Source organism: Occallatibacter sp., from assembly GCF_049802275.1.
Taxonomy (GTDB): Bacteria; Acidobacteriota; Terriglobia; order Terriglobales; family Acidobacteriaceae; genus Telmatobacter.
This window is the reverse complement of record NZ_JBARMD010000060.1, coordinates 1-12,880: the sequence shown is the minus strand read 5'-3', so window position 1 is coordinate 12,880 and position 12,880 is coordinate 1. Positions and strand designations below refer to the sequence as shown.

The following is a 12,880-nucleotide window of genomic DNA, read 5'->3' as shown; positions in this document are numbered from 1 at the left end:
CTGCCACCGGTTTGAGTTGGTTTGCAACGAGCCTTCCCAGCTGCAGGATGCTTATTCGCCCCGAAGTTCCTGGATTTCCGATAAGCCCTGGTTGCCGTCATTCGAGGAGTGTCAGCCCGGCATCGCTCAATCGTAGGTGGCTTATGGCCTGTTCCAGTCCATGGAATAGACTTCCTGCGTTCCAATGTCGTGAGTGATCACTGGATCTCCCTGGGGGGTCAGGCCAAATTCAAGTCCGGCGAGATGCCCGGTCAGACGAATTCCCTTGAGGCTGGCTACCTGCTCCACATGGCGATCGCTGATGCGAACGCGCATGACAGCTGGATTGTCCCGATAATTCAAATAGTAGGCCCACCGGCTGTCCGCCGACCAGCGGACCAGTCCCCATCCTTGCGCCAGTTGGCTCCACGTACGGGTACTGAAATCGAACAACATGATCCGCTGACCATCCAGCGCCAATGCTGTAGCATGGCTGCCGTCCGGAGACCATTGGGGCGCGAAAAATCCTTCCGATCCAGGAACCGTTTCCACTTGCCCTGTTGCGAGGTGCAATATGTGAACGGCAACCCTCTGTGGCTGCGCCGAAAAGAAAGGAAAATCACTGTACATCATCTCGGAGCCATCCGGCGACCAACTTGGACTCATTTCGCCGCCGCCATGCGACGACGCCGGCTTTGGATCGCCTCCGGAGGCTGAGACCAGATAAAGCTGCTGCTGAGCACTTCCGCCAAGCACGTAGAAAGCGATCTGCCTGCCATCGGGGGACCACCGCGGCACTCCAACCCTTTGAGGCGGAAACGTGAGCTGCATACGTTGGGTGCCATCGGCGCGACACCTCCAAAGCGTGTCTTCGGGATATTCAACATAGGTGACCCACTGCCCGTCTCGAGAAAAGTCCAAGAAATCCGCGGAAATTCCGCCCATAAAGCGAACGAACTGTCCGACGCGCGGATCAAACCGCTGCAACTCGCCGCGCATCTCGTGGCCAATCAGAAAGAGCGTGCGGCCGTCCGGGCTGAAGGCTGGCGCGAGCGAACTGAGTTGCCCTGCAGTGATGCGGACCGGACGAGGTCCGCGTCTCAGCAGTCTCGATATCCATGGTTCCTGTCCCGGTAGCCACCAGACGTCGGATCGGCCCTGTTGCGTAGCCTGGAATACGAAATCCCGTCCATCGGGGCTCCAGGTTCCGCAACATATGTCGACCGGTTCGCGGTTCGCGCCGCTTGCCTGCGGGCTGGAGCCCAGCAAATCGATTGGCACCTGTCGCAGTCCACTTCCGTCGCGCGAGATTTCCCATATCGAGCTTTCAGCGGACCTGACGTCGAATATGGTGAGGCGCACCTTCCGGCCATCCGGCGACCAGTGGGGATGCCAGCCGTTGCCCGGCAGATTTGCCAGAAGTTTGGATCCTGTGCCGTCTCCGTTGGCAAGGAACAACTCCCTGCTTCGGACGTATGCCAGCGAGAGCCCATCCGGCGACCAGGCAGCATCCCAGGCAATGACATTGCCGAGCGGATGCGCCACACCCGCAGGCAGGGGAACCAACCAGAGGGGCGATGCGTCGGCGGGGTCGACCGTGCCCGACACCAGTAGTTCCTGCCGAACGCTGGAAATGTCGAGCAACGTGGGCAGACTGAAGGGAATCGCGATATGCGCGGTATCGCCTCCCGAAGCTGAAACTTCACTGATCGTAGACGCGTCAGCCGTGCCCTCGGTGAAATAGATCCGGCTTCCGTCGGAAAAGATCGCGGCTTCAGGCCCTCCAATCTGTTCCATCCGAAACCGCTTGCTCAGCCCGTCGCGTGTGATCTGGGAGAAACCTGAGAATCGAGGCCGGTATGAGATTTCGCGCCACTGTTCCACCGCGACCCACGAAAGAAGGGCAAGCACGAGGACTGCGACAAAAGTCAATAATCTGTGCTGCAACGCTCCTCGGCGTGCGTTGCTCTCCCGGCGCGTTTCTGGATCCGCTTCCAGATCGAGTTCTTCACCCGGACGCTGCTGCCCAGGGACCCCTTTATCCCCGAGCCCGTCGACAACTGGCGCCGGCACCCTCTGAATCGGAACCGTGAGCCTGTATCCGCGGCGGGGGATGGTTTCAATGTAGTCTTGCCCCTGTGGAGCTTTCCCAAGCTGCCGACGCAGAAGGAAGATGTTCTGCGTGAGGTTTCCTTCTTCGACATAGCTGTCGGGCCAGACTGCCTCAATCAGTACCTGCTTGCTCACAACATCTCCGCCGTGCTCGACGAGTGTCACGAGTGTCTTGAGGGCCTTGAGGGGAACCGCTACGACGCTTCCATCGACAGATAGAACCATCTGCTCCGGGTTGAGCAAAAAGGGGCCGAACGAATACAAGATGCCTTTGCTCAAGAGTTTAGTCGCCTTGATAAAAAAATGAGAAATCTTTGAGGGCTGCGCTGAAGACGCGCCGGGGCCGCGCTGCTAATTTTGTCACACATCGAGCCGTATGGCATCTGCCAATGACGGCAAGGAGATGCTTCATGATGGCTTCCCCAACAGCGGCCGACAGTTCCGCAGCCTTGACACCCCGCGATCGATCGGCCCTCCCCAGACCGAAGCGACGTGCCGACGATATTTACTTTGGGGCGATGATGCTGCTTATCGTGGGCACTGTCTTCCTTGGATTCGCGCGCTCGTACTATCTGGCAGGAATCTACCATGCGCACGTTCGCAATCTGCTGATCCATGTGCATGGAGCTGTGTTCAGCGCCTGGATCGTCCTCTTTTGTGTGCAGACGACATTGGTGGCGCGTCGAAATATTTCTCTGCATCGAACACTTGGCTTTGCAGGGGCGGGGCTCGCCGTTGCGATGGTCGGATTGGGAATCGCGGCGGCAACAGATTCGCTCACGCGCGGCTTTGCTCCTCCGGGATTTCCTTTTGGCCCTCTCGTCTTTTATTCGGTTCCGATTTTAGGCATCACAACGTTTGCGGTCCTGATCTTCTTCGGGATCTATCTGCGATCGAACGGATCGGCTCACAAAAGGCTCATGCTGCTGGCCACACTTGCTCTGACGCTCGCGGCCATCGATCGCTGGCCTTTCGCCTTCATTCAGCAGGCGCACTTCATGTCGAATGTGATTCGCGACCTGATGGTGCTGTCCATTTTCGTTTTCGACCTGTCTGTACTTCGGCGCATTCATCGCGCCACGCTGCTGGGCGGCCTCTTTGTGATGGTGATGGGTCAAATCACCGTGCCAATTGGGTCAACGGCCGCATGGCAGAAGATCGCCTCATCGGCTTTGCATGTTTGGACAAGCTTGCGTTGACAATCTCGCCCCATATTTGTCCGTCTATCGCCAAAACGCCGTCCGGATCGACCGAGACGATGCATCTGCTTAAGACGTTCTTCCGTCCGCAACTCGAGGCGATTCCCATCGAGATAGGAATACAAGACCCAATATCCGTTCGCGGTTTGTGATCTGAAAGGGAGTGACTGCCCTCGCAGCTATCATCAGTCTGCAAACCGACAGACAGGGGAAGTCGCCAGACACGATCTATCGCATGGCTCAGAAGCGTCAGATTCCGACCCTCATGTTCGGTGGATCTCGCTGCTTCGATCCCTCCGTGCTCGCACACTGGTTGATCAAGAACGACCCACAACTGGCCATTGCCGCGCGGTACTTTCAAAAGGCCGCCTAAGCCGCTCACACAGACGAGAATGGCTGGTATCTATTCCGGCTATTCCCGCCTTCTCTCACAACGTGAAGGCGGTGTTTACATCATTGGGAATGTCTCTTCTCAGCCAGTTCTCAGCACTGAACTCACTGTCCAAATTCACTGCTCACCGACACGAAAACACGCTAAAAGTGACAAATTTGCTGAAATCTGCCCACAGATGCAACTGCCTCCGGTAGCGTGAAATCGCCAGTATCCACGCGGGGGATTTCTTGGGGATTCTACGAATCTGAAGAGATTTACGCCTGCAGAAGCTGACGTTCTACCACTGAACTACTCACGCCTTTTATAATCAGTCACTTATGTTAAGTGATTGAGGTCAATGTCCATCCCACTGGCCCATCAAACCTGGAATCGATGTGCGCCAACTGTCTCGCAAGCGGACGGGGCACGAAGAACGTGGACAGTGAGAATAATCATAAGCAAGTCAACCTCGTACAGTATCGCCGACTCGGCGGCCGCTGGCAATTCGTGCCTCTCTCCAGAAAAACGGTAAGCTCGACCCGAGACTCATACTCATCGGGGTGAGTCCACCAGCAGCGGGGGCGCGCACTTTTATCTCGTCTGGCGAGAAGGTGACAAGCTGAAACGCAAGGCCGTTGGTTTTTCTCGCCGCGGAGCGCTCGACGCTTGGCACCTCAAAGTCAGAATCCTCGCCGCAGTCATGGTGATTGAATGTCTTGGACAGTTGTCGCAAATTGGGAAGGCGTCCGTCCTTCAGAGGTAAGCTACTTCCGCCTTTTCGTTCTTTTCGGAGGAGCAAGCTTTGATACCAGCTTTTCGAGTTCGGCCAGGCGGTCCCTCAGCGCACCCACATCCTCGGGTTCAGACTGTTTCATCTCAGGCTGCCGGGAATCCATAGTCCTTCCAGCAGTCGTAGGGCGTGTTCCAGGGTCCGACTTTTCTTCGGGACTTGTGCGGATGTTCTGCATAAAGTCAAAAGGGTTCAGAGGATTAGGCATCGAGCGATAGGCGTTTTGATAGACCTCGAGCATCGACTTCATGTACTGCAATGCACTCTCCTGGCTTGCTCGACCGGATGCAACAACCATCTGCCGCAGGAGATCGAGGGGAAAGCTGGATTCAGGTGTCTTGGCATCCTCGACAATAATCTGGGTCAGGATAAGTCGCGTGATGTCTTCACCTGAGGAAGCATCGATGACCTGAACATCGTTACCCTGTTGAAGGAGCTGCGCCACCTCTTCGAGATTCACGTAACGACTGTTCGTGGTGTCATAAAGGCGCCGGTTCTCATATTTCTTAATCACAACGGTCTTCTGCGCCATAATTTTCCAATTCTACCCCTTGACAGCTTGATCGAAGCGGCGCAGCATTGAGTTATGCTGCATTGCAGCATAGAACGCAGCGCGAGGGCGCAGATGGAGAACGATATGGAGACGAAGGATGCGAAAGGACCAGTCACGGCTGCGGAAGCTGTCAAGGTTGATGCGATCGATTCGATGACCGAGCTTTACACAAATGGCATTGAGCGTCTGGCGGAGATGCAGAAGAAGGGGCTGGAGATTGCTGTAAAGCACAATGCGGAAGTGGTAGGTGCGTGGAAGAAGTTCACGCTGCCGGTACCGGGCGTGTTGATGCTGGATTTGGCCACCACTGCTTTTGAGAGGTTTGCAGAGACTCAGAAGGGTGCAATCGATCTGATAGTAGATCAGACTCACACCTTCGCCAAGGTGGTGAAGGAGCGAAAGGTGAAAACGTCGGACACGATGAGGGAAGGCAAGGAGCGGGCCAAGGAAGCGATCGAGCACTCCATCGCTGCTCAGAAGACGGCAATGGACTACACAGCCAAGCAGGCCAAAGCAGCGTTCGCGACGGCCAAGCAGCAACTTGGCATTGCCGGAACGCCGGTAGCAACTGCAGCCGATTCGATGGAGCGCGGAATGGACATCGTGCTTGAAGCTCAGAAAGACCTGCTCGACCTGGTGGCGGAACCGACCCTGCACTAATTCACCAGGCAGGAGGCTCGAATCGGGGCGAAACACTGCCGCCCGGCCGATGACGTGAGCAGCGGAGCCGGCGAAAGCCTTCGCCTCGATTCAGGTATATGCTTTCTGTGCAAGAAAGCCGGGGGTTGGACATGGCTGCAGAAAAGAATGCGACAGCCGCCGATCCATTCGAGGCCTTTCGCAAGATGAGGGACACTTATCTTGAAGGCATGTCGAAGGTGATGATCGAAGCGGTGAACACCGAGGAGTATGCACAGGCGACCGGTGCCTTGCTCAACAACTATCTAACCTTGTCCGCGCCATTTCGCGAAGCGCTGGATAAAGCCATGATCATGGCGCTTGAGCAGTTCTCGCTGCCTTCTCGCCAGCAGGTGGTGGCATTGGCAGAGCGCTTTACCAATCTTGAAATGCGACTTGATGATCTGGATGCGAAACTGGACAGAATCGTCGAGTTATCTTCTGCCGCGCGGACGGCGACTGCAGGCGTATCTCATGACGGAAAGCGGGCACACGCGGAAGACGCAAAGTCGCGTAAGCCGACAGGCAGAAAACGATAGAGGTCGATATGGCGCAAGCTGCGGAATTGTCCAACGACTGGACTGTCCTGGATCAGAAGCTAAAGACTTTCAACAGGCTGATGACCACCAAGGCGGCAATCGGGCAGACACCCAAAGAATTGATCTGGACGCTCAACAAGGCCAGGCTGTACCGCTATATTCCTGTCGTTCCAGCCGGGAAGCGATATCCGATACCGCTGATCCTCATTTTTGCCTTGATGAATCGCCCCACGATCATGGATCTGCGCCCCGGCCATAGCTTCGTGGAATACATGGTCAGCAAAGGCTACGACGTCTTTCTGTTGGATTGGGGAATTCCCGGGCCGGAAGACAAGAACTTGAAGTTCGACGATTACACGCTCGACTATATGCCGCGAGCGATTCGGAAGATGAAGGCAGTGTCGGGCGCAAAAGAATTCAGCATGCTGGGCTGGTGCATCGGTGCAATCCTCACCACGATTTACGCGTCGCTCCGACCTGATGATGGCCTTCGAAATCTGTTGCTGCTGACAGCTCCGCTGGACTTCTCGAATCGCCAGGGGCTGACGTTTGCGCGCTGGACCGACGAAAAGCACTTTGATGTTGATAAGGTTCTCGCGACTTTCGGCAACATGCCGGGCGAAATGATTGACTATGGAGCCAAAGCCCTGAAGCCAGTCGAAAACTACATCACAAACTACTGCAAGCTGTGGGACAGCCTGGAAGACCCGCGCGTCGTGGAAGCATGGCACTCCATGAATACCTGGGTCACCGATATATTTCCCATGGCGGGCGGCGCCTATCGACAGCTCATCGTGGATCTCTACCGCAACAATCGACTGATGAAGGGCGAGCTTAAGATCCGGGGCGAGGTTGTTAATTTGAAGCGGCTGCGGGCGAACCTTATTAACGTGATTGCGGAAGGCGACCATATCACGCCGCCCTGTCAGTCGGAGGCGATCCTGCCGAAAGTCGGAAGTACCGACACAGAGATATACCGCGTTCCCGGTGGTCACATCGGCATCATGGCTGGGAGCGGAGCCCACAAGCGGACTTGGCCCCACATCGACTCGTGGCTTGCAGCCCGCTCCCGCTGATGCAGAATCGCGAACGGCTACATGTATATACCGCCGTTGACGTTGATCTGCTGTCCGGTGATGTAATCGCCATCGCAAATAAGGAATGCGACGGCCTTGGCGATCTCTTCGGGCAGCGCCAGACGGTGCATCGGGATTCGCTGCTTGATCTGCTCCATAACGTCGGTAGGGATTCGCTCCGTCATGTCTGTTGCCGTGAATCCAGGGGCAATCACATTTGCGGTAATGTTGTATTTCGCCAGTTCCAGTGCGAGCACCTTGGTGAATGCGATCAGCCCGCCCTTGCTGGCAGCATAGTTTGCTTGACCAAAGTTTCCCGCCTGACCGACGAAGGAAGAGACGTTGATGATTCGGCCGAAGTTCCTTTCGATCATGAATGGCAACGCGGCGCTGGTGCAATAAAAGGCACTGTTGAGATTGGTATCAATGACCTCGGTCCAGTCCCCGTCCGTCATCTTGCGGATGCTCTTATCACGCGTGATTCCAGCGTTGTTCACAAGAATGTCGACCTTCTCGTAAATGCCAAATACTTCCTGGATCAGATTTCTGGCTTCGAACCGGTCTGAGACGTCGCCTTGGAAGACCTCACTCACTCCTCCGAAATGCACGATCTCATCCCTGACTTCTCCTGCTCGCATAACATTCGATCGACAATTGACTGCTACTGTTGCTCCTCGACTTGCAAGTTCGAGCGCAATGGCGCGTCCGATGCCTCGCGACGCTCCCGTAACAAGCGCGACTCTACCGGCTAGAGATTTCGAAGCCGGGACCATGACTTCGGATAAGGTTGCTGTTGCCATGGCGTACTCCTTCCTTTTCTGCCTGTTTAATTCATGGACTGAAAGATGGCAGCGATACCTTGCCCGCCACCGATACACATGGTCACCAGCGCATACTTCCCGCCGATGCGATGCAATTCGTGGATCGCTTTCACTGTGACAATCGCACCCGTGGCCCCGATGGGATGCCCGAGAGAGATGCCGCTGCCGTTGGGATTAGTCTTTTCCGGCGGTAGATCCAGTTCCTTGCGAACAGCCAGGACCTGCGCTGCGAATGCCTCGTTGGCCTCGATAACATCCATATCGTCATTGGTGAGACCGGTGCGCTCGTAGAGCTTTCTGACAGCGGATACTGGGCCAATGCCCATCTCTGCTGGATCAACGCCCGTGACGGCATAGTCGATCAACTTTGCCATCGGCTTGAGCCCGCGCTCCTGAGCCGCATGTTCTTCCATCAGCACAACGGCCGCGGCGCCGTCGTTGATGCTTGACGCATTGCCGGCAGTGATGGTGCCATCCTTGTCGAAAACCGGTTTCAACTTGGCGAGGTTCTCCATCGTCGCGTCCGACCGAGGTGACTCGTCGGTATCGAACCACGTGCTGCCCTTGCGGCTCTTCAGTTCTATTGGGACTATCTGGCCCTTGAATCGTGCCGTGAGGATGGCGCAGTTGGCGCGGCGGTGGCTTTCGACGGCAAGAGCATCCTGGTCTTCGCGAGTTATGCCCCACTTGCGTGCGACGTTCTCGGCGGTCACACCCATATGGACTTCGTCGAAGGGGTCAGTCAGCGCGGCAACGAGGACATCCACTGCCGGTGCATCGTTCATCCGCGCTCCCCAACGCATGGAACTCAACCAATATGGAGCGCGACTCATGGACTCAACACCACCACCCACAGCGGTATCGCAGTCTCCGCGCGCAATCATACCGGCGGCTGTCACGATGGCCTGAAGACCGCTGCCGCACATCCGGTTGAGGGTGAGAGCAGGAGTTTCGACGGACAGTCCTCCACGCAAGGCCGCCACTCGCGAGAGATACATGTCCTTAGCGTCGGTGTGAATCACGTGTCCAAAAGCTAGATTGCCTATTTCAGAACTGGCGAGCCCGGAGCGTTTCACGCTTTCTCGCACGACATCCCCGGCAAGTTCTGTAGGGGGAATGTCTTTCAGCGCTCCTCCAAACTTGCCCAACGCGGTTCGGACCGCACTGAGAATTACAACGTCTCGATGGTTTTGATTTTTCATGGCACAAAGCCTTCCATTCATAAACTGCGATGATGGCTGTCGAAGATTGAAGCCGCCAAGCCGATGAGCGGATCAGCAGGCTTCGCACGACAAAAATGAGGCGGCGCGCATTCGGTGAACAATGCGACGGGCCTGCATTCACCTCAAGAAGGTTGCCCTTCGTCGACGAATCCGGTTACTCCTGGACTTCTCACGCGGGCCCTCGCGCGGGCCATTGATGGAAGAACTTTGCCTGGAAATTGGCGCGTCGATCTGCTCACCGGCCGCGAACCTCCTCAGAGGCCCCCAATGCCCAATAGAGTGGCTATTTTGATTACTAAAGCAACGAGATTTCGCCCTCTCACATCTTCCCTTTTGTGCACTGCAACATTTAATATGCTGCAGTGCAGCGAATGCGCACGGGCGAGGAGCTAAGAAATGGACTTCGGAAGGACTGATACTGAAACGGAAATTGTGCCGGGCATCCCGTTCACCCTGGAAGGCAAGACGGCACTTGTGACCGGGGCGGGGCGGGGTATCGGTAGAGCTATCGCCAAGCGCCTCGTAGGTGCGGGGGCGCGCGTCATGATCAATGATCTTGACGAGAACATGCTTCTGGAATCGGAAGCGGAACTGGCGAATCCGAAGCGTGTGAGCCACATTACTGGCGACCTCACGGATCCGGCAATCCCCGAGCTGATTGTGCAGGCGACGCTTGCCGAGTTTGAATCGATCGACATCATCGTCAACAACGCTGGCTATAGCTGGGATAACGTCATCCAGAAGACCAGTGACGAACAGTTCCAGGCGATGCTCGACATCCATCTCGTGACGCCATTTCGGATTCTGCGCGCCGCCTCGGCATTCATACGGGAATCTGCAAAGAAGGAAATCGCCGCGTCGCAACGCGTCATGCGGAAAGTGGTGAACATCACTTCCATCGCCGGCACTGACGGAAACCCCGGTCAGGTTGGCTACTCGGCAGGCAAGGCGGGAATCATCGGCCTGACGAAGACAATGGCCAAGGAATGGGGGCGGTATAACGTCAACGTGAACGCAGTTGGATTTGGCCTGATCGGAACGCGTCTCGTACAGCCCCTCACAGGCGCGGGCGCCGAGATGGAGATGCACGGCCACCAGATTCGGCTTGGAGTTCAACCCAGCCTCCTGGATTCAGTGAAAAGCGCATGCCCGCTCGGTCGGCTGGGGACACCCGAAGAAGCCGCTGGCGCTGTTTTGTTTTTTTGCAGTCCACTATCGGACTACGTGACAGGGGAGGTTCTAATCTGCGGTGGAGGGTTCCATTTCTAACGCAGCCTCGCCTGGTTCAGCTACTGGGAGACGAGCAGCGAGTCGTCGAAGACGTAGCCCTTCGACTCGCGTTCGTCTAGTTCTGCGAGTTCCACGAGTCTTCGAACCTCCAGCCAGTGCATCAGGCTGAACTCCTGGGCGGAATCGTATGAACTCAGAATAGGCTTGCCTTGCGCCTGCGGGAGAGCAACTAACTCGGGGACAACGGAATAAGGCATAGCACCTCCTATGGGAATGGGATTTCTTCCCCGGTTAAAGAGGGGGCCCGAGGAAGATATATCAGCATGACCAAAGTCACCAACACAGTGACTGCCATCACAGCTGCCTGGGATGTTTTTCACAGGGTTTTCCGGTGTTTGCGAAGGTGCTGATTCGAATGAGTCAGCAGGATCTTCAGCGCTCAGCGACACAAACGAATTGAGTGAAGCCAGACATTATTCAACAAGAAATGACCGGCTGATGTTTTGGGAAACATGATTTTGCAGATAGCGAATTCTTCTTGACGATCCGGGAAACCGAAGAAGACGTCGTCGAACTCTTCCCAAGTTGTGAGAAGTTTCGAGTTGCATTCGTTTATGAGTCTGGAACTGTTCTGTTAGCGAAGATTCGAGGAATCGGCGCTGTTGAGAAGACCAGCCCTGCGAAGAATTCGACGCACCTTCTTCGGTGATATGGAGAGGCAATCGGCGACTCGCGATATCTTCTTGCCCTCCCGTTGCCATACTTTAGGGATCACCATCTCAGCGAACTCTTCCGTAACTTGCTGGAAAGTCTTGCCGCCGATCATCCCCTCGGACCATCCGCGAAGGGTATCGTTGATGCCGGATGCGCGCATGATTCGCGTTTTCAGGTCAGCGAGGTCATCCAGCAGATGATCGTTTTCATCCACCGCGATAAGATCTGTGGCTTCGCTGACCGACTGCCTGGCTAGTTCCCACTCTTGGAAGAAGTCGTTCGCCGCCGTCATGCCGCGGGCAATATAGGCGGCCGCCAGCAACCGACGATTCTGCGTATGTTTCGCAAGAGTCAACGCTTCGTCGCTGAACTGCTTTGCGTGGTTCGCATGTAGTGCAATATCGACCTCTTCACCGAGTTGCTCTTCGATCTTGGCGTTCTCGGTTGCGGCCTGCAGGACACGCGCGCGTGCCATAAGGATTTGGTCGTTTTTCTCGTGTCCGATTCGATATGCTTCAAGGGCCTCGCGAGCGGCCAGGTCGATGTCTCCTCCATCGAGATGGAGATACCCGGAGTTGACAGTTACCGCACCAAGTCCTCCGGAGTGGCCTTGCCCAGCATAGATCTCCCGCGCCTGCCGCAACTCCGACATGGCCTCGTCACAAAGTTGCTTGTAGCGGGGGCGCAGAGCGGTGGCCGCCGCCGGGGATACAGCCGGGAGTTGGCGCTCACTACGCGTCTGACCCGGCTTAAGTGCTCGCGAATCGATTCTCTTGCGAAGCTGCAACGCCAGCAATCGCTTCACATAAGCGGAGTTCACCAGTGCTCGAGCGAGATTTCTATGATTGGGATTTCCTGCGGAATATATCGCGATAGCGCGTTCGAAATGCTCTAGTGCTTTAGCGTATTCACCGCTCCGGCGGACAATTCTGCCTCTTGCCGACTCGATGTTGCCTCGTGCGAGGTAGTGATCCGTATTCTTGAGAGTGCCCTCTGCATGGCTGAGCAGACGCAACGCGTCTTTTCTAAGGCCCTTCTGGAATAGAAGCCAACTCTCGTGGATCTGAATCACTGATGTGAAAACGGCGTCTTCGTGAGACTTCTGCGCTCGCTCGCGCGCACACGCGATTTCCTTGAATGCCAGTTCGTACTCGCCTTTCTTTCTATGAGCCCTCCCTTTCCAGAAGTGAGCCACTGTCAGGAGATGGTCATCTGCCGTTCCGGGCTCAGCTCGCAACACAAAGTCGAGGATCTCAATCGCGGTATCCATTTCCTCGGCGGAAAGTGCTCGAAAACCCTCAACCATTCGCAGGCGAAGATAGTCCTCGAGGGGTAACCTGCGGCGGGATTCGGAAGGGAATTTCAGGAGGAGACACTCAAGCAGATGATGATCGCGGTAGCCGACATCTACCCATTGAGCAATCAGGAGAAGCAGCTCCGCTGCGTTTGGCTCGCTTGGGGCAAGCTTTACCCAGGCTCTTTCTGCCTTGTCGAGCATAGCCATTCCATCGGACACCCGGCGGAGGGTAAGAGCATGGCTTAGCTCTTCAACGAACTGCGGCCCGATTGTCATAGCGCGCCGCCTTCTTTCGC

Annotated in this window: 12 protein-coding genes; 6 read left to right on the top strand and 6 right to left on the bottom strand. The window is 56.0% G+C overall.

Going from position 1 to position 12,880, the window contains the following annotated elements; all coding sequences use genetic code 11:
- Window positions 1–141: 141 nt before the first annotated feature.
- A complete protein-coding gene (locus WA354_RS01960; RefSeq protein ID WP_472811329.1) occupies window positions 142–2,370 on the bottom strand; it encodes a winged helix-turn-helix domain-containing protein in 2,229 nt (742 codons plus the stop codon).
- Between the two features lie 131 nt (window positions 2,371–2,501).
- On the opposite strand from WA354_RS01960, the gene WA354_RS01955 reads away from it, so the two are divergent.
- Entirely contained in the window at window positions 2,502–3,290 is a 789-nt protein-coding gene (locus WA354_RS01955) for a hypothetical protein (protein WP_472811328.1), read from the top strand.
- Between the two features lie 163 nt (window positions 3,291–3,453).
- A complete protein-coding gene (locus WA354_RS01950) occupies window positions 3,454–3,663 on the top strand; it encodes a hypothetical protein (protein WP_472811327.1) in 210 nt (69 codons plus the stop codon).
- A gap of 764 nt (window positions 3,664–4,427) precedes the next feature.
- Here WA354_RS01950 and WA354_RS01945 read toward each other — a convergent pair.
- Window positions 4,428–4,985, bottom strand: a complete 558-nt coding sequence (locus WA354_RS01945; RefSeq protein ID WP_472811326.1) for a polyhydroxyalkanoate synthesis regulator DNA-binding domain-containing protein — start codon at window positions 4,983–4,985, stop codon at window positions 4,428–4,430.
- A gap of 105 nt (window positions 4,986–5,090) precedes the next feature.
- On the opposite strand from WA354_RS01945, the gene WA354_RS01940 reads away from it, so the two are divergent.
- The 3 genes from WA354_RS01940 (at window position 5,091) to WA354_RS01930 (ending at window position 7,299) form a co-directional block, all read left to right on the top strand.
- Window positions 5,091–5,666, top strand: a complete 576-nt coding sequence (locus WA354_RS01940; RefSeq protein WP_472811325.1) for a hypothetical protein — start codon at window positions 5,091–5,093, stop codon at window positions 5,664–5,666.
- Between the two features lie 131 nt (window positions 5,667–5,797).
- A complete protein-coding gene (locus WA354_RS01935; protein WP_472811324.1) occupies window positions 5,798–6,223 on the top strand; it encodes a hypothetical protein in 426 nt (141 codons plus the stop codon).
- Between the two features lie 8 nt (window positions 6,224–6,231).
- The gene (locus WA354_RS01930) at window positions 6,232–7,299 is read left to right on the top strand and encodes an alpha/beta fold hydrolase (RefSeq protein WP_472811323.1); all 1,068 of its coding nucleotides are present in this window, start codon (window positions 6,232–6,234) and stop codon (window positions 7,297–7,299) included.
- A gap of 17 nt (window positions 7,300–7,316) precedes the next feature.
- On the opposite strand, the gene WA354_RS01925 is transcribed toward WA354_RS01930, so the two are convergent.
- Entirely contained in the window at window positions 7,317–8,099 is a 783-nt protein-coding gene (locus WA354_RS01925) for a 3-oxoacyl-ACP reductase family protein (protein WP_472811322.1), read from the bottom strand.
- Between the two features lie 26 nt (window positions 8,100–8,125).
- Entirely contained in the window at window positions 8,126–9,322 is a 1,197-nt protein-coding gene (locus WA354_RS01920; protein WP_472811321.1) for an acetyl-CoA C-acyltransferase family protein, read from the bottom strand.
- Between the two features lie 417 nt (window positions 9,323–9,739).
- Here WA354_RS01920 and WA354_RS01915 point away from each other — a divergent pair, with 417 nt between their 5' ends.
- Window positions 9,740–10,612 carry an SDR family NAD(P)-dependent oxidoreductase gene (locus tag WA354_RS01915; protein WP_472811320.1) on the top strand — a complete coding sequence of 291 codons (873 nt, stop codon included), beginning with the start codon at window positions 9,740–9,742 and terminating at the stop codon, window positions 10,610–10,612.
- 20 nt (window positions 10,613–10,632) lie between these two features.
- On the opposite strand, the gene WA354_RS01910 is transcribed toward WA354_RS01915, so the two are convergent.
- Entirely contained in the window at window positions 10,633–10,830 is a 198-nt protein-coding gene (locus tag WA354_RS01910; protein WP_472811319.1) for a hypothetical protein, read from the bottom strand.
- 377 nt (window positions 10,831–11,207) lie between these two features.
- Window positions 11,208–12,880, bottom strand: a 1,673-nt coding sequence (locus WA354_RS01905) for a tetratricopeptide repeat protein (RefSeq protein WP_472811318.1), incomplete at its 5' end; no start/stop codon positions are given.

Excerpts from the sequence above, each read along its gene's own strand:
- WA354_RS01915 (WP_472811320.1), top strand. The coding sequence starts at position 9,740 with ATGGACTTCGGAAGGACTGATACTGAAACGGAAATTGTGCCGGGCATC.
- WA354_RS01925 (WP_472811322.1), bottom strand. The coding sequence starts at position 8,099 with ATGGCAACAGCAACCTTATCCGAAGTCATGGTCCCGGCTTCGAAATCT.
- WA354_RS01930 (WP_472811323.1), top strand. The coding sequence starts at position 6,232 with ATGGCGCAAGCTGCGGAATTGTCCAACGACTGGACTGTCCTGGATCAG.
- WA354_RS01920 (WP_472811321.1), bottom strand. The coding sequence starts at position 9,322 with ATGAAAAATCAAAACCATCGAGACGTTGTAATTCTCAGTGCGGTCCGA.
- WA354_RS01910 (WP_472811319.1), bottom strand. The coding sequence starts at position 10,830 with ATGCCTTATTCCGTTGTCCCCGAGTTAGTTGCTCTCCCGCAGGCGCAA.
- WA354_RS01955 (WP_472811328.1), top strand. The coding sequence starts at position 2,502 with ATGATGGCTTCCCCAACAGCGGCCGACAGTTCCGCAGCCTTGACACCC.
- WA354_RS01945 (WP_472811326.1), bottom strand. The coding sequence starts at position 4,985 with ATGGCGCAGAAGACCGTTGTGATTAAGAAATATGAGAACCGGCGCCTT.
- WA354_RS01935 (WP_472811324.1), top strand. The coding sequence starts at position 5,798 with ATGGCTGCAGAAAAGAATGCGACAGCCGCCGATCCATTCGAGGCCTTT.
- WA354_RS01940 (WP_472811325.1), top strand. The coding sequence starts at position 5,091 with ATGGAGACGAAGGATGCGAAAGGACCAGTCACGGCTGCGGAAGCTGTC.